The organism is Lysinibacillus sp. BS3 (assembly GCF_039614735.1).
Taxonomy (GTDB): domain Bacteria; phylum Bacillota; class Bacilli; order Bacillales_A; family Planococcaceae; genus Lysinibacillus; species Lysinibacillus capsici.
The window spans coordinates 1,431,469-1,447,728 of sequence record NZ_CP154860.1 but is presented as its reverse complement, the minus strand read 5'-3'; the positions used below and the strand labels follow the sequence as shown (position 1 = coordinate 1,447,728).

Here is a 16,260-nt window from a genome sequence, read left to right as displayed (position 1 = left end):
GTACTTTTTTTAGCAGCAAACATAGTCATGTAAAAACTCCATAAAAAGGGTGAGCGAATGAAGAACTATAGCGTTGTGTTATTTGACCTAGATGGAACGTTATCTGATCCCAAAATAGGAATCACTAAATCAGTCCAACATGCTTTACAGAAGGCGGGCGTCATGGTGAATGATTTGGATGAACTCGAACCATTCATTGGACCACCATTACAAGTATCTTTTCAAGAAATCTATGGATTCAATGATACACAAATAACGCGAGCAATTAGAGATTACCGAGAACGATTTACGGAAAGGGGAATGTTTGAAAATAAACTATATGAAGATATTCCAGCATTGTTAGCTCATTTAAAGCAACAAGGATATATACTAACTATTGCCACCTCAAAACCAACTGTCTTTGCGGAACAAATCATAAAGTATTTTCAGCTAGAGTCCTATTTCGATCTTGTCGTAGGAAGTCACTTAGATGGTTCACGTTCTGCCAAAGGTGAGATTATTGCAGAGGTACTTCAACAGCTGGATTCCTATCCAAAAGACCAATTTATTATGATTGGGGATCGAAAATATGATTTGATCGGCGCTCGTGAAAATCAAATCGATGCCATCGGTGTGACATATGGTTTTGGGTCGCTAGAAGAATTAAAAAATGAAGAGCCTACATATATTGTGGACCATGTAAATGATCTCCTAAAATACCTCTAAAAACACGAAAAACTGCATGTCAGCATGCAGTTTTTTTATGTAGGATTATTTAGCAAGTCCGTTTTGGAAGGCGTAGACGACGGCTTGAGTACGATCTTGAACTTCTAGCTTTGCTAAAATATTACTAACATGTGTTTTTACCGTTTTCAAGGCAATATATAGCTCATCAGCGATTTCCTGATTAGCTTTACCCTGGGCCATTAGCAATAATACTTCCATTTCACGTTCAGTCAATTGTTCGTATAGTGGTGTACTATTGCCGTGGCGCATGCGGTGCATCATTTTGGAAGTGACCTCTGGCTCTAATACCGTTTCGCCACCCATCGTTTTTCGAATAGCATCTGCAATTTGTTTGGCATTAGATGTTTTTAAAATATAGCTTACCGCGCCAGCCTCTAAGGCAGGATATACTTTATCATCATCTAAAAAACTAGTCACCATCATGATTTTTGCCTCAGGCCATGCTGCTAATATTTCCACTGTTGCCTCTGCTCCTGTCATAACAGGCATCACATTATCCATTAAAATAATATCAGGCCTTAGCGCTAGGGCACGTTCCACAGCTTCTTTACCGTTCTCAGCCTCACCTACAACCGTAATATCTGGCTGTGCTGAAAGATAGGCTGACACACCAATCCGTACCATTTCATGATCATCCACTATGAGCACTTGTATCATCGACATTGACCTCCTCTTTTTGTAAAGGAATTTTAACCTCTACAATTGTTCCTTCACCAGGCACTGATACAATTTTATAGGTGCAGCCAATTTCAACTGCTCGTTCAGCTATGTTTTGTAAACCGTATGATGTGGATTTATCTTCCTCCACATCAAAGCCTAAACCATTATCTTGAATTCGTAAAATAGCTAAGTCGTCTCGTGCCACAAGAAGTAATTCCACCTCACTTGCTTTGGCATGACGCAGCGTATTGGAGAGTGCCTCTTGTGCAATACGAAATAAATGATCTTCCTCTGCTTTAGTTAAGGCCATTTCTTCTAATTCATATTCTATATGGAAATAAACTTTTTGCTGAAGTTCAATAATCAATTCCTCTAAGCCTTGTGCCAATGTTTTATTGTGTAAAGCAACAGGCCGTAAGTGTAGCAGTAATGCACGCATTTCTAGCTGTGCCTGCTGAACGATTTTCTCCACCTGTTTTAAGCTAGTAGCATGTTCGTCATTTTCAGTTAATGCAGATAGTAACATAGAGGCAGCAAATAGTTGTTGTGACACAGAATCATGGAGTTCTCTAGCTAGTCGTTGGCGTTCAGCAATAATACGCTCCTGAATAATTTTATCATTGGCCTCAGCCCGTTCATTGGACAAACGCTGTAAACTTTTACGTTGCGTATCAATTAATTCACTCGTTTGGACAAGTGCTTTTTTTAACGATTTCGGAAGAGCTTGTTTTTTAGGAAAAACAAAATCAGGCTCGATCAGTTGTTTCACTATTCGTGTTGCCTGCGCTTCTCGTGCCCTTGCAGTCATACTGATCCAGCTAGCAAACAGGAAGCTAAGTATAAACAGGCTAACTATGATGATGCCACCTAGAGGGATATTATCGTAATTCTGCTGCCATAAGGGCTCCCATGTTTTTTCATCAGGATTGCCCCATAGTGCAACAAGAAGACCGAAAACAGCACTCATTAAAATAAAAAATAATGTAAATAATCTTGAGATAAATGCTATCATTTTCGTAGCACCTCCAAATCTCCAAGCCAGGTTGCGACATGAATAATCAGTACACGTTTAGCATCCTCAGGGTTGCCGTCTGAGAAAGTAATACTTTCATTTACTATACGTTGCGGCCCTACGTGTAAGCAGGAGAGCTCACCAAATAACGTCGTATACTGTAAACGGAATGGAATTTCATAAGGAACATAGATTTGAACTTTACCGATACCTTGTCGAATTGTAATAAGACTAGTGCCAGCTGGTAAAATCGTTTGCGTTGTATCAATGGTAATATCTCCAGCGAGGCGCTGAATTTGTACATCTTGCCATTTATAAGCTTCTATAGGCGCTGGCATTGTGCCAATTAGGTCATTTTTAATTGCAGGAAGCTTTTCAAAAAGCTCTGCACCAACTACTTTTGGCTCGTTTTCTCTTTGCAAGTATTGATAGAGCATATATAAGAGCATGATGACGATAAATAAACGTAAGCTCCACATCGTGAACAAAGCAATAGCAATAAAGAAAATTCCTGTCCATTTAAAAAATCGAACTTTTTTGGAAAAACTTAAATAAAGAAGTACAGCCCCAATCAATAAACAGAAGGCACCACCATTATTAAATATAGTTAGCTCCACAAAGACGAGTAAAAAGAAGCAAAGAACCCAAAATGTGAGCTTATTTGTTGTGAAATTTTGCATGAGGGTCACCCTTCCTTCTACTAATAGTATAAGAGAGGGAATGGGACCCTCTATTCTTAAACGTGAAAGAATGCGCCTTTTAATGTTGGCGCATTGCTTTCATTATACCATGTTATTTACTTTCAATTAGCAGTGGTGAGCTTTCTTCTACTGCTTTTTTTTCTAATTCTGCCAGTCTTGCCTCAAAAGTTGTAAGCTCATGGTCTTTATCGATTTGATAAGCTAATTTATCGATATATGCTTCTAAATCTTCAAAGTTTGTTTTATTATTTTTGGCAATCATTCCATCCATTTGATGATGGGCACGAGTTACATTTTCTTTCCCCATCAGCTGTAATTGACGCACTTTCATATCTTTAATTTTATGCTTCATTGTTTCAAATTTACGCTCGAGCTCGAAGTATTCACGAGTACTTGCTTCAATGCTAGCTTGTAATGTAAGGTTACGAGCTGAATAAGCTGTTACTTCATCCGTAGCGAAATCAATTAAGTCCTGCTCTCCGCTAGATTTTGCTAATGCTAATTGAGATTCACGTTTCGCTAGTAAATCAGCGTTTTCTTTATATTCTTGTTCTAGCTTTTCTTTTAATTGCCCTTGTCGCTCTAATAATTTGCCTGTTTGTTCTGTTTGTTTTTCTGCTTCACGAATGTATTGATTTAACATCGCAATCGGATTTTTTTGTTCCTTCTTATCAAATAATTGGTGTAAGTCTGCCTCTACTGTATATCTAAAACGTTGAAATAAGTTCATTTAAAATCGCTCCTTTTATTTTGTTAAATTTGACCATTCTTTTTCAAAGTTTGTAAACGGATCTTCTTCTTTTTTTCCTTCAATTGTAGGGATTTTTACATCTTCGCCATTCCATTTTTTATAGATAACATAGATAATGGCGATTGCAGCAAGGCCAACCATTGCTGGAATGTTAGACACTGCTGATAGGACACCGATTAAACCAACTGTAAACCAGAAAATTTTACCGAAAGATGACTTACTAGCAATGTAGAAGTGCATGCCCAGTGCTACAAATAATCCAGAGAATAATAACCCCGCCAGTGGTCCAATTAACGCTAGTGCAACACATGCTGCAATGACGCCTCCAGTTAATAAAAGAAATTTTTTCATTTGTTTTAGCTCCTTTCGTTTGTACCTTTATGTTACCTATTTACAAGATTGTCTAAAACGGACTCGAAATTGATTTTGAACTAGGTCTTGAGGCTGAGATCCATCTAAGCAGCCAAAATAGAAGGTTTTTAGCCGTGTTTAATAAGACTTTTTCTTGTTTTTGGAAAAATATTAATTATTTTTGGTTGAAAATACCATTTGTCATAAAGTCATTTATAGACCCGAAACTAGAATTTTTTCGACAAAAATAGAAGAGAGATCCCTCCTTCGTTTGACAAATAAACAAGATTGAATGAGCTATACTTATGAAAAAGAAACTGAGCGAAGGAGGATTTCTGGTGAGAACCTATTCTATATATAAGATAAAAGAAGAGCATTTAACGTTTATTTTTGGCAGAGAGCGAAAGTTATTAGAGATGATGCAAGGTTGTGAAGATGCCAATGAGAAATCCTTAAAAGAGCTTGCATATATATGTGAATCCGTTCGTTTTGAGGAGATTGCAGCCATGTTAGAGCATCAACTTGATTCCAAATATGCACACCTAGAAAGAGCTCGTAATGCTTTGTTTTTAGAACATCCAATCAAAGGTAAAATGGCTATTTATTTAGTAGATCGTAAAATTTGTGTTTACTGTGAAGGTTCGCGAATGCTAGATTTAGATTTATTTCAAATGCTTGCTAAAATGAGTGAACGTTTTATTGCTTTTAATAAACAGGATAATGAGTGTGGGTGGTTAAAGCCGATGAAGTATACAATGCACTAGGAAAATTCACTACAATATATAGTAACACGCTATTATTTGGTGTATAATGGAGCGTGGAGAGTTTTTCTCGGTATATTGTAGTGGAGGAGGTTGGTTGTATGCCTACATGGGGCTGGATTATTATCGTAATTATCGCATTAGCAGCGGGCGCAGCACTTGGTTTCTATTTCGCTCGTCAAGCTATGATGAAATATTTGAAAGAAAACCCACCTATTAATGAGCAAATGATTCGTATGATGATGGCGCAAATGGGTCGTACGCCGTCTGAAAAGCAAGTACGTCAAATGATGGCGCAAATGAATAAATTCCAGAAGTAATTTGGAATGTTCCGAGCAACTAGTTCAAGCTTAACTAGTTGTTTTTTTATTTTTAATAGTATTTAAATAATTCTTAAAAATCATACAACTCTATCGGGAAACTATGTATAATGGAGTTACTATACGGAAGGGAGTTGTGTATATTGCAAAAAGAAAAAACAAATGTAGAAAGTTTTGATTTAGATCATACAAAAGTGAAGGCACCTTATGTTCGTTTAGCAGGTGTGAAAACTGGCAAAAATGGCGATGAGGTATATAAATACGATATTCGCTTTAAACAGCCAAATAAGGAGCATATGGAAATGCCTGCATTACATTCTTTAGAGCATTTATCTGCTGACATTATCCGTAATTACTCTGATCATATTGTTGATTTCAGTCCAATGGGTTGTCAAACAGGCTTCTATGTGTCCTTGATCAATCATAATGATTATGAGGATTTATTAGCTATTTTAGAGAACACATTTACAGATGTGACAAAGGCAACCGCAGTGCCTGCCTGCAATGAAGTGCAATGTGGCTGGGCTGCTAGCCATAGTTTAGAAGGGGCCCAAGCATTAGCGAAAGAGTTTTTAGCGAAACGTGATGAATGGCATATTATTTTTGAAGATTAAATAAAATAAAAACCTTGCGAGTAAAATGACGCAAGGTTTTTCATTGCCCTAAAAATGGAATGGAATGACATTGGAAGAAGAAGAATCCCGATTGATTTTTTGATAAATAAAATTGTCTAAAAAATCATGAATTAAATCCTCATATTCATCCATATTTTCATTAAAGGACTGTGCATGTGCCCCCGTATCAAAAAGTTTTAATTTTTTTGGACCGTTTTTTTTATTGTAGAGATCGAGTGACATGGAAGCTGGAATAAATGTATCGGGAATACTATGGATAAAGAGCACAGGTTTTTCAATATGTGTGACGGCTTCGGCAGGTGTTACACTTTTAAATGAGTAACCATCTCTAAGACGAACAAAAAAGTCAGCAAAACGAATAGGAATAATAGAGCCATATTTAAATTCAGTTTTCGCAATTTGTTTGAGTAACATAGAAAAGTCGGAGAACGTGCAATCGGAGATATAAAAATCAGCGCCATCCTCGACTGTTCCTGCATAGAGGAGCATGGTTGCAGCACCCATCGATTCACCGTGAATGCCAAGTATAGCATCCTCTCCAATCATGGCTTTTACTGTTTTCACCACGGCATCAAGATCGTTTTTCTCATAGTAGCCATAGCTTGTTGTCTTGCCTCCAGATTCACCATGGCGGCGGTGGTCAAATATAACGGAATTATAACCAAGTCTTTCAAAAAGGCGAGCATATTTCACGGAATTTATTTTATTTTCGGTAACACCGTGGCAAATGATGATCGTGTTATTTGTTTGCAATGGCTGAAACATAATGCCTCGAATTGTATAGCCATTTGGAGAATCAATATTCAGTTCACATTTCAAGTTTTTATTGTACCAAGCCTCATCAAAGCGCTTTGCGGTCGTTTCTCGTTCCCGTATAAATTCAGGGTCTTTTTGTTGGATATACATTAATTTATTGGAAAGCGCGAAGCCGAACAGACCTGTTGCAGCGGCGGCTAGCGTTGTTGTAATACCAGAGAATAAAAGCATCTTCTTTTTCATCATAAAACACCTCCACATGCTGTTTCTTATTTGTAATGTTCCCAACTAAGATTGTTTAAAACACGTCAACATTTTACAATATCTTTGGCAAAACTGCGATTATTTCTATTATCGAAAATCGTCAAAATATTTGTTAAAATATACATATCTGCTAGTAGCATATGCATGCAGTGTTGATTCTTGAACGGGGAAAAGGGGAGAATGATTATGACAAACGAGGTAGTAATCGTGAGTGCGGTGCGTACAGCAATCGGCTCATTTCAGGGGACATTAAAAGACGTACCAGCGACAACGTTAGGTAGCATTGTTATTAAAGAAGCATTAGTGCGTGCTGGCGTAGCAGGTGAACAGGTCGATGAGGTTATTATGGGGAATGTTTTATCGGCTGGACTTGGACAAAATCCAGCGCGTCAAGCGGCAATTAAAGCGGGGTTACCTCAAGAGGTATCAGCCTTAACAATTAATAAAGTATGTGGATCAGGTTTAAAGGCTGTTCATTTAGCAACACAGGCGATTATAGCGGGAGATGCAGAGATTGTTGTTGCAGGTGGATTTGAAAATATGAGCCAGGCTCCATACGTCTTAAAAAATGCACGAGAAGGCTTCCGAATGGGCGACCAAAAGGTAGTAGATACAATGATTCAGGATGGCCTATGGTGTGCTTTTAACGATTATCATATGGGCATTACAGCTGAAAATTTATGTGATATGTATCAAATCTCTCGAGAAGAGCAGGATGCTTTTGCAGCTCGTTCTCAGCAACGTGCAGAGGCAGCGATTGCAGCGGGCAAGTTTGAAAATGAAATCGTTGCTGTCGAGATTCCACAGCGCAAGGGAGAGCCACTGCTTTTCAATAAAGATGAATTTCCACGAGCAGGTGTGACAGCGGAATCATTAGGTAAGCTACGACCAGCATTTAAAAAGGATGGCTCTGTCACAGCAGCGAACGCGTCTGGTATAAATGATGGTGCGGCAGCAGTAGTGGTGATGTCAAAGGAAAAAGCACAAGAGCTAGGAATTCAACCGATGGCGATCATTACAGCGAATGCTAGTGCTGGTGTAGATCCTGCAATTATGGGTACAGGTCCTGTAAAAGCAGTACAAAAAGCGCTGACAAAGGCTGAGGTTACTTTAAACGATATCGATCTAATTGAAGCAAATGAAGCATTTGCAGCACAATCGATTGCTGTAGATCGTGAATTAAGCTTTAATCATGATAAACTAAATGTTAACGGGGGTGCTATTGCTCTTGGTCATCCAATCGGTGCAAGTGGTGCTCGGATTTTGGTAACGCTATTACATGAGATGGAAAAGCGTGATGTGAAAACGGGCTTAGCCACACTATGTATCGGTGGTGGACAAGGCGTAGCAACAGTTGTGAAGCGCCCTTGATGTCAATAAGAAGGTGAATAGAAATGGGAAAGAAACGAAAACAGCAACAGCATACTGACAATAGCGTAACAGCTAGTCTACCTAAGCAAGAGGCAGTCACATTAGCAGATCAGCTAGGTGGCGATGTGCTAGCAAAATTGAAAGCAGCGAAGCAAGATTTAACTGCTAAAGAGCAGGCGGCAGAAGAAGAGCGTCAGGCAAAACTAGCTTTTGAACGTAAACAACGAGAAAAAAACAAATCGTTTGAAGAACTTTTAAACGAATACGGCGATAAAGGTACTAAATATTAAGAGAGAACAGTGAATTCACATAGGTGGGTTCACTGTTTTATATTTACAGCATAACATTTATATGGTTGTGGTCGATATATAAGGAGAGATTTTTGAAATTAATGGAACGGGAGACGCTGCCAATAACATATACCTAATTGTAGTTTAGTATCAATTAAATTATGTTAGGAGACCAACATGGTAGAATTACAAACGAAAAGAATAAGATTAATTCCTTTAAACGCTAAGTATCTTAATTTACTAATAGAGCATGAGGAGCAAATGGCGGCGGAGTTGTCATTAAGTAAAGGTGTAGGGAGTTTAGATTGCGAGCTTAAACAAGCGCTGTATTTTAGACTTTGCAAAGTATTAGAAAATGAGCCAAATTATCTATGGCATACGAATTGGTTACTTGTATTAAAAGAAAAAAATTGTGCTGTTGGTGGCATAATGCTAAAAGGTACGCCAAATGAGCAAGGGGAAGTTGTGATTGGGTATTATACTTTGCCTCCTTATATGGGGCAGGGCTATATGACAGAATCAATCATAGCTCTTAAAGACTGGTTACTCCATCAGCCAAATGCAAAATACGTTATCGCTGACACGGAAAAAGAAAATATGGCTTCCCATCGAGTTTTGGAAAAAGCAGGGGCTGTCTTGTTTAAAGAAACGAAGTCCCTCTATTTTTGGCGGTTCCACCTTTAAAATAAAAGACAAAAGGCTATAATTGAGCCTTTTGTCTTTTATTTTTGAGTATTTTTCTTAGTGCAACAACGAGACTAACAAAAACAATGGCTCCAGCTGTATCGACAAGCACATCTTGAGCACTCATTGTACGACCTGGCGTAAAGCTTTGACGAAACTCATCAAGCACTGCGATTGTAGCCGTTCCACCGATAGCAATACTTGCTGCAAAACGTCTTTTTCCCCAAGCGAAGTAAAGGCCAAGTGCGATGCATCCAAATCCCATGAAGTGTGTCAATTTACGAATTAAAAACTCTACAAATGGAAAATAACCTCGCTCTTCCACTGAAACGATGGTTCCCCAATAGGGAATTTTTAAAATAGATAGTTGTTTTTCAAAAGGTTTATTAGCGAGCAAATCTTCTAATGCTGGTAGTATACTCTGTTGCTCATAGGTCATACTAGAGGAGATTACTAGTACAACTAGACAAATGAGTAAAATTAGCCATTTTTTCATCGATGTTCTTGATAGTACTCATTTTTTGTTAGCTCATTAGCTACCTTGAAATCTGTTATAGAATTAATTTTCTCGTAGGAAGCAAGCGTTTGTGCTAGTTGTTGTTGAGAGCTTGCGCCAATGACCGTAGAAGCGATTGTCGGCTCTTTTAGATTAAAAGCGATAGCCAAAGCATGCAAGTTATTATAGTGTAAAGCTAAGTCTGTTAACGTTGTTGTTAACTCCTCAGCAGTATAGGTGTTAAAACCATTAACATGTTGTAGACGTTGTTGCCAGCTATTTGTTAATAAGCCCTTTGCCACTGTGCCACGTGTTACAACAGAAGCACCCTGTTTCGCAATAAAGTTAAACCATTCTTCAGGGCGGCGATCGAGGGCACTGTATTGCATCATGACGCTTCTAGCCGAGCTTGCAGGTAAAAATCGCTGCAATACATTAGGACGAATGGAGGATATACCATATTCACGAATGAGCCCTTCTTTTTTCAGTCCTTCAAATGTGTCAATTATCCCGTCCCAATCATCTTCGATTGTGCCACCGTGTAATTGATATACATCAATGTAGTCTGTTCCTAAACGTCGTAAGCTAGCATGGACAGCTTCTTTTATATAGGATGGTGATGCATCCCAATGCCAGCCATCTACCCCTTCTGCCCACCGATTACCTACCTTTGTTGCTAGGATGACATCATGACGACGCTTACCTAACGTTGCGCCAATAATCTCTTCATTTGCACCATAATCATATAAATCAGCTGTATCTATATAGTTAATGCCAGCATCTAATGCCATATCGACAATGGCAGCTGCTTGTGTTTTATCTGTCGAAAGAGACATGCCTCCTAAACTAATCTCTGAAATAAACAATTCACTTGTACCAAGCTGTCTTTTTTTCATACGAATGACCTCCTTCGATTTCTCTACTTGTAATGGTACAATGAACATATCTGAAGAACAAGCGAGGTTATCGTCAATGAAAAAGTTTGAGGAAAAAACAACGAAAACGACACCGATCTATGACGGAAGAATAATAAAACTACAAATTGATGATGTCACTTTACCAAATGGACAGGTTGCAAAACGTGAAATAATTAAGCATCCAGGTGCCGTAGCGGTGATTGCTGTGACGGACGAGGGTAAACTAGTGTTAGTAGAACAATACCGCAAAGCGCTGGAGCGTTCTATTATTGAAATTCCAGCTGGAAAGCTAGAGCCAGGTGAGGAGCCAGTGATGACAGCACGTCGAGAATTAGAGGAAGAAACAGGTTATGGCGCGCATCAACTTACTTTTTTACAAACATTTGCAACATCACCAGGCTTTGCGGATGAAGTTCTTCATTTGTTTGTGGCGAGGGGATTATATACAATAGACAATAAAGCAGATTTAGATGAGGATGAATTTGTCGAACTATTAGAAGTTTCGTTGGAAGAAGCACAAGTAATGGTGGCTGACCAGCGTATATATGATGCTAAAACAGCATTCGCAGTGCTATGGCTAGCTGCAAATTTAGAAAATAATCTTTTAGCATAATAGAGACGGACGAGCATAAGCTGTACAAACCTTGATAGAAAAGGAGCATGTTTATGTCTCGTACGGTGTCTATTTTTTATCACGCTTCCATCATTGCAGTAAGTTTTGTTTGTGGCGTTATTTTCTTTCATATTATTGGTGGACCGAAAGCGGAACCCTTTATATTATTTATAGAGCCTCGTTTAGCAGATGGGGACAGGCAATCCATTTTTCGTTTAGTACTGCCTGTTGCTATTTCCATAGGTCTTATATTATTACTAGCAACACATAGCGTCTTAAAGGTGTTAGTGCGTGTGACTGTAGCCATGCGTGCCACTTTTTTTGGCTTTAGTTCGGTTTTTTTATTACAAAAACTTGAAGCTTTTTGGCTTTATACGATTTGGTGGTTTCCATTTCAGCTCATCTATTGTATATTGTTGCTAGTCCTATGCAATTTACTTGTACCCGCTTGGTCAAAGCGAAAAATCGGGAAACAAGTATCTGGTCGGACAATTTTGTTGAATTTTATCGCATTTTTCATCATAATAGTTGCTGAGTTTATTGTTATTTCTTATGTGTTAAAATGATGGATTGAATAGACCAAAATTGTGATCAGATAAAAAAGTAGAAGCATGTTAGAAATCTATTCACTATCTTGTAATAGGATTTACTCCTTTGGTATAATGGAAAGAGTTTAGGGGGGCGTCACATGGAGAGCCGAATTGATCGTATAAAAAAACAGTTGCATAGTGCTAGTTACAAGCTGACGCCGCAGCGAGAAGCGACAGTTGCTGTTTTGCTTGAGCACGAAGAGGACCACCTAAGTGCTGAAGATGTTTATCTTTTAGTAAAAGAAAAAGCACCTGAGATTGGTCTAGCTACTGTTTATAGAACGTTAGAATTATTAACTGAGCTCAAAATTGTCGACAAAATCAACTTTGGCGATGGCGTATCGCGCTATGATTTACGCCAAGAGGGAGCTGCCCATTTCCACCATCATCTTGTTTGTATCGAATGTGGTGCTGTTGATGAAATTCAAGAAGATTTACTTGAAGATGTGGAAGCCGTTGTTGAAAAACGTTGGAACTTTATCATAAAAGATCACCGACTAACTTTCCACGGCATATGCTGGCGCTGTCATGATAAAAACGACGAATCGAATGAAGAAAAATAACGAAAAACTGTCTGTTTTAATCTTTGGTATAGATTGAATCGGGCAGTTTTTTGTTTTTTTTATTGAAGTATAGACACCATTAGGGTTGGTGGTTTATGTCGAATGGAGGGTCCTTTAGCACATTTCTTAAGGCCATGCTAAAATAGAGAATAATTGACAGTGAGGGGGCGTTGTGATGAATGAATTTCAATATGCAGTAGAGGACTATATCCATTTTATTCAGGTGGAAAGGCAGTTATCTGTTAATACATTAGCATCCTATCGCCGAGATTTAGAAAGCTATGTACATTTTTTAAAGGAAGCAGAAGGTATGTCTGATTTTAGTGTGGTAGAACGGACAACTATATTACGCCATTTAGAGCAATTGCGGGCACAGGGAAAGACAAGTCGTACCATTGCCCGTCATATTTCATCGATTCGAAGTTTCCACCAATTTTTACTACGAGAAAAGCGCGCAGAAACTGATCCGACAGTCCATTTGGAGATGCCGACAATTGAGCAAAAGTTGCCTAATATTTTATCTATCCAAGAGATTGAAGCTTTACTAACAGCTCCAAATAAAAGTAAGCCACAAGGTATACGTGATCTTGCCATGCTGGAGTTACTATATGGGTCTGGTATGCGCATCAGTGAACTTATTGCACTGGATTTAGCTGATATTCATTTAACCATGGGCTTTGTACGTGTATTTGGGAAGGGTGGCAAGGAGCGAATCATTCCACTCGGCAAAAGCGCACTTTCGGCAATAAATGCCTATTTAAATGGTGCTCGTAGTCAATTACAGGGAAAGTACCCCAAAACAGATGCGTTTTTTATTAATCAAAGAGGGAAACGTTTAACAAGGCAGGGTTGTTGGAAATTAATGAAGGAGCATGCGTTAAAGGCAGGCATCCAACATGAATTAACACCACATACATTGCGTCATTCCTTTGCCACTCATTTGGTTGAAAATGGAGCCGATTTACGAGCGGTGCAGGAGATGCTTGGTCATGCAGATATTTCTACTACCCAGATTTATACACATATTAGCAAAACAAGATTATCTGAGGTCTATAAGCAATTCCATCCACGTGCTTAAAAGATAATAGGAAAAAATTATTTTTCAGTCGGATGTCTGACCTTTATTTTTCGCATTTTTTTGGTAAAATAGAGTCATGAGATTAGGAGGCAACCATTATGAATAAACCTTTTAACAAAATCCATGTTGTTGTCATGGATTCCGTAGGTATTGGTGAAGCGCCAGACGCTGCTAAATTTGGGGATGTTGGCGCACATACACTAGGACATATCGCTGAAAAAATGAATGGGCTTACAATGCCAGTAATGGAGTCATTTGGTTTAGCGAATATTGAACCATTGCATGGAATGCATGCAACTACTGACCCTAAAGCATACTACGGTAAAATGCAAGAAGCATCAGTTGGTAAAGATACGATGACTGGCCATTGGGAAATCATGGGGTTAAATATTGATAAACCATTTAAAGTGTATCCAGATGGGTTTCCAGCAGAGCTAATTGATGAGCTAGAGAAACGTACAGGTCGGAAAGTGTTATGCAATCAGCCAGCAAGTGGTACACAAGTAATTGAAGATTTTGGGAAGGAGCATATGGAAACAGGTGCGATTATTGTCTATACATCAGCCGATCCTGTTTTACAAATTGCTGCTCATGAAGAAATCATTCCACTAGAAGAGTTATATAATATTTGCGAAATTGCTCGTGAATTAACATTACAGCCTGAATATTTAGTAGGTCGCGTCATCGCACGACCATTTGTGGGTACGCCTGGAAACTTTACTCGTACATCCAATCGTCATGATTATGCGTTAAAGCCATTTGGTCGTACAACAATGAATGTTTTGAAGGACGCGGGATTAGATGTGATTGCAATTGGAAAAATCTCAGATATTTTCAATGGTGAAGGTGTGACAGATGCTGTACGTACAAAAAATAATATGGATGGTATGGATCAATTTGCAGAAGTTGTACGTCGTGACTTCCGTGGTCTAAGCTTCTTAAATTTAGTCGACTTTGATGCCAATTTCGGCCATCGACGTGATCCTCTAGGCTATGGACAGGCATTACAAGAATTTGATGCACGTCTACCAGAAATTCTAGAGGTAATGTCAGAAGACGATCTATTAATTATTACAGCAGATCACGGCAATGATCCAACCTTCCCAGGGACAGATCATACACGCGAATATGTACCACTAATTGTCTATTCACCACGTTTTAAAGGTGGTGCGGAACTTGCGCTTCGTGAAACCTTTGCAGATATTGCAGCAACAGTTGCAGAAAACTTTCATGTAGAAGCACCGCCATTCGGTAAAAGTTTCTTACATGATTTGAAATAAGGGGGTTTTTTGTATGAATATGGTTCAATTGTTTGAAAAGAAAAAACAAGGATTAGAGCTTTCTCAAGCTGAAATTCAGTATTTTGTTGAAGGCTATACGACAGGCTCTATCCCAGATTATCAAGCAAGTTCTTTATTAATGGCGATACGTTTACTAGGCATGTCTGATGATGAGACATTTTATTTAACAAAGGCAATGATCGAATCAGGCGATGTCATTGATTTAACATCTATTGAAGGCTTTAAAATTGATAAACACTCAACTGGAGGGGTTGGTGACAAGGTTACACTTGTTGTTACGCCAATTATTGCTGCTCTAGGAATTCCTGTTGCGAAATTTAGTGGTAAAGGCTTAGGGATTACTGGGGGGACAATTGATAAACTTGAATCCATTCAGGGCTTTAAAACAGAGCTTTCATCACAGGAGTTCATTGATAATGTCAATCAGCATAAAATTGCCGTTGCTGGACAAACAGGTAATCTAGTACCAGCCGACAAAAAATTATATGCATTACGTGATGTGACAGGTACTGTCGATTCTATTCCATTAATCGCAGCGTCGATTATGAGTAAAAAAATTGCAAGTGGTGCCGATGGTATAGTCCTCGATGTAAAATGTGGCTCAGGTGCGTTTATGAAGACGCAGGAAGAAGCACAGCGTTTAGCAGATACAATGACGGCTATTGGAGAAAAACTTGGCCGTAAAGTCATCGCACACATCAGTGATATGGATAATCCTTTAGGGAAAATGATTGGTAATAAGCTTGAGGTAGTGGAGGCTTATGCCCTATTAAGTGGACGTATGGCAGAAACGCATGAAGATTTGGTTGAAGAATGTGTTGTCATCTCTTCCTTGATGTACCAAATTGCGGCAGGTGTGAATGAATCGGAAGCGACAGCTGCTGTTAAGCGAGTGCTAGCAGATGGCTCTGCAGCTGCAAAATTCGAGGAGTTTATTGTGGCGCAAGGAGGAGTAGTCTCTGATATTGTTCAAAATGACACAGCTCATAAAGTAGCAGTGACAGCGGTTTCAGAGGGCACGGTGGAGACGATTAATGCTTTATTAGTTGGAGAAGCAAGTGTTAGTCTAGGCGCTGGACGTTTAACGAAGGAATCAAAGCTTGATTATGATGCAGGAATTCAGCTAATCGCCAAAAAAGGTGATCATGTTAATAATGGCGATACGATTGCTTATTTGTATTCAAATCAGCCAATTGACGAAGAGACAATTAATAAAATTCAGCAAGCTTATACAATTGCATAAAGATTATTAGCGAGAGCCCTCACTTATGAGGGTTCTCGCTTTTTTGTGCGTTCGATGAATCGCCAAAATTTAGAGCTCGATGGCGTTTAGAAATTGTAGATTTATCCCATACTGCACTTAACCTAAAAAGCTATAAGTATGTCGATTAGACACTATTTCGGAAGACTTTGCACTAGT

21 protein-coding genes are annotated in these 16,260 nt (G+C 38.8%); 13 read left to right on the top strand and 8 right to left on the bottom strand.

Translation table 11 applies throughout. The features are described from left to right. Nucleotides 1–57: 57 nt before the first annotated feature. Complete coding sequence (locus AAJG31_RS07540; RefSeq protein WP_112117563.1) at nt 58–705, top strand: HAD family hydrolase; 648 nt, start codon at nt 58–60, stop codon at nt 703–705. Between the two features lie 45 nt (nt 706–750). Here the strand turns inward: AAJG31_RS07540 and AAJG31_RS07535 are convergent, their stop codons facing one another. The 5 genes from AAJG31_RS07535 to AAJG31_RS07515 form a co-directional block, all read right to left on the bottom strand. Beyond that, entirely contained in the window at nt 751–1,383 is a 633-nt protein-coding gene (locus AAJG31_RS07535) for a response regulator transcription factor (RefSeq protein WP_009370700.1), read from the bottom strand. Beyond that, the gene (locus AAJG31_RS07530; RefSeq protein WP_016992954.1) at nt 1,358–2,398 is read right to left on the bottom strand and encodes a sensor histidine kinase; all 1,041 of its coding nucleotides are present in this window, start codon (nt 2,396–2,398) and stop codon (nt 1,358–1,360) included. The genes AAJG31_RS07535 and AAJG31_RS07530 overlap by 26 nt, the downstream gene beginning before the upstream one ends. After that, entirely contained in the window at nt 2,395–3,078 is a 684-nt protein-coding gene (liaF, locus tag AAJG31_RS07525; RefSeq protein WP_004232142.1) for a cell wall-active antibiotics response protein LiaF, read from the bottom strand. Before liaF ends, AAJG31_RS07530 begins: the two co-directional genes overlap by 4 nt. Before the next feature lie 112 nt (nt 3,079–3,190). After that, the gene (locus AAJG31_RS07520) at nt 3,191–3,829 is read right to left on the bottom strand and encodes a PspA/IM30 family protein (RefSeq protein ID WP_054550598.1); all 639 of its coding nucleotides are present in this window, start codon (nt 3,827–3,829) and stop codon (nt 3,191–3,193) included. 15 nt (nt 3,830–3,844) lie between these two features. Further along, the gene (locus AAJG31_RS07515) at nt 3,845–4,201 is read right to left on the bottom strand and encodes a hypothetical protein (RefSeq protein ID WP_048391315.1); all 357 of its coding nucleotides are present in this window, start codon (nt 4,199–4,201) and stop codon (nt 3,845–3,847) included. A gap of 338 nt (nt 4,202–4,539) precedes the next feature. Here AAJG31_RS07515 and sirA point away from each other — a divergent pair, with 338 nt between their 5' ends. The 3 genes from sirA (at nt 4,540) to AAJG31_RS07500 (ending at nt 5,896) form a co-directional block, all read left to right on the top strand. Further along, complete coding sequence (gene sirA, locus AAJG31_RS07510) at nt 4,540–4,965, top strand: sporulation inhibitor of replication protein SirA (protein WP_004232148.1); 426 nt, start codon at nt 4,540–4,542, stop codon at nt 4,963–4,965. Nucleotides 4,966–5,063: 98 nt separating this feature from the next. Next, entirely contained in the window at nt 5,064–5,282 is a 219-nt protein-coding gene (locus AAJG31_RS07505) for a YneF family protein (RefSeq protein ID WP_004232154.1), read from the top strand. 110 nt (nt 5,283–5,392) lie between these two features. Next, complete coding sequence (locus AAJG31_RS07500; RefSeq protein WP_048391314.1) at nt 5,393–5,896, top strand: S-ribosylhomocysteine lyase; 504 nt, start codon at nt 5,393–5,395, stop codon at nt 5,894–5,896. A 48-nt stretch (nt 5,897–5,944) separates the two neighbouring features. On the opposite strand, the gene AAJG31_RS07495 is transcribed toward AAJG31_RS07500, so the two are convergent. Beyond that, complete coding sequence (locus AAJG31_RS07495; protein ID WP_279496433.1) at nt 5,945–6,916, bottom strand: alpha/beta hydrolase; 972 nt, start codon at nt 6,914–6,916, stop codon at nt 5,945–5,947. A 207-nt stretch (nt 6,917–7,123) separates the two neighbouring features. On the opposite strand from AAJG31_RS07495, the gene AAJG31_RS07490 reads away from it, so the two are divergent. From AAJG31_RS07490 to AAJG31_RS07480, 3 genes are all read left to right on the top strand, one after another. Beyond that, the gene (locus AAJG31_RS07490) at nt 7,124–8,308 is read left to right on the top strand and encodes an acetyl-CoA C-acetyltransferase (RefSeq protein WP_279494330.1); all 1,185 of its coding nucleotides are present in this window, start codon (nt 7,124–7,126) and stop codon (nt 8,306–8,308) included. A 23-nt stretch (nt 8,309–8,331) separates the two neighbouring features. Then, entirely contained in the window at nt 8,332–8,598 is a 267-nt protein-coding gene (locus AAJG31_RS07485) for a YqkE family protein (protein WP_036080173.1), read from the top strand. 177 nt (nt 8,599–8,775) lie between these two features. Further along, nucleotides 8,776–9,282 (top strand): GNAT family N-acetyltransferase, encoded by a 507-nt coding sequence (locus tag AAJG31_RS07480; RefSeq protein ID WP_269898874.1) that lies wholly within the window; start codon nt 8,776–8,778, stop codon nt 9,280–9,282. A gap of 16 nt (nt 9,283–9,298) precedes the next feature. Here the strand turns inward: AAJG31_RS07480 and AAJG31_RS07475 are convergent, their stop codons facing one another. Together AAJG31_RS07475 and AAJG31_RS07470 are read right to left on the bottom strand one after the other, a co-directional pair. After that, nucleotides 9,299–9,778, bottom strand: coding sequence for a VanZ family protein (locus tag AAJG31_RS07475; RefSeq protein ID WP_279494331.1), 480 nt, complete (start codon nt 9,776–9,778; stop codon nt 9,299–9,301). Then, on the bottom strand, nt 9,775–10,674 hold the full coding sequence (locus tag AAJG31_RS07470; RefSeq protein WP_054550600.1) for an aldo/keto reductase: 900 nt from the start codon (nt 10,672–10,674) through the stop codon (nt 9,775–9,777). The genes AAJG31_RS07475 and AAJG31_RS07470 overlap by 4 nt, the downstream gene beginning before the upstream one ends. A 76-nt stretch (nt 10,675–10,750) precedes the next feature. Between AAJG31_RS07470 and AAJG31_RS07465 the strand changes: the two genes are divergently transcribed. The 6 genes from AAJG31_RS07465 to AAJG31_RS07440 all read left to right on the top strand — a co-directional run bounded on the left by AAJG31_RS07465 (nt 10,751) and on the right by AAJG31_RS07440 (nt 16,083). Continuing rightward, nucleotides 10,751–11,308, top strand: coding sequence for an NUDIX hydrolase (locus AAJG31_RS07465; RefSeq protein ID WP_048391304.1), 558 nt, complete (start codon nt 10,751–10,753; stop codon nt 11,306–11,308). A 53-nt stretch (nt 11,309–11,361) separates the two neighbouring features. Then, a complete protein-coding gene (locus tag AAJG31_RS07460) occupies nt 11,362–11,874 on the top strand; it encodes a hypothetical protein (RefSeq protein ID WP_004232169.1) in 513 nt (170 codons plus the stop codon). 122 nt (nt 11,875–11,996) lie between these two features. Then, nucleotides 11,997–12,461 carry a Fur family transcriptional regulator gene (locus AAJG31_RS07455; RefSeq protein ID WP_004232171.1) on the top strand — a complete coding sequence of 155 codons (465 nt, stop codon included), beginning with the start codon at nt 11,997–11,999 and terminating at the stop codon, nt 12,459–12,461. Nucleotides 12,462–12,636: 175 nt separating this feature from the next. Beyond that, a complete protein-coding gene (gene xerD / locus AAJG31_RS07450) occupies nt 12,637–13,539 on the top strand; it encodes a site-specific tyrosine recombinase XerD (protein ID WP_054550601.1) in 903 nt (300 codons plus the stop codon). A gap of 98 nt (nt 13,540–13,637) precedes the next feature. Beyond that, nucleotides 13,638–14,819: a phosphopentomutase gene (gene deoB / locus AAJG31_RS07445; RefSeq protein WP_259950932.1), complete on the top strand. Its 1,182-nt coding sequence runs from the start codon at nt 13,638–13,640 to the stop codon at nt 14,817–14,819. Between the two features lie 13 nt (nt 14,820–14,832). Further along, on the top strand, nt 14,833–16,083 hold the full coding sequence (locus tag AAJG31_RS07440) for a thymidine phosphorylase (RefSeq protein ID WP_054550603.1): 1,251 nt from the start codon (nt 14,833–14,835) through the stop codon (nt 16,081–16,083). Nucleotides 16,084–16,260 lie beyond the last annotated feature (177 nt).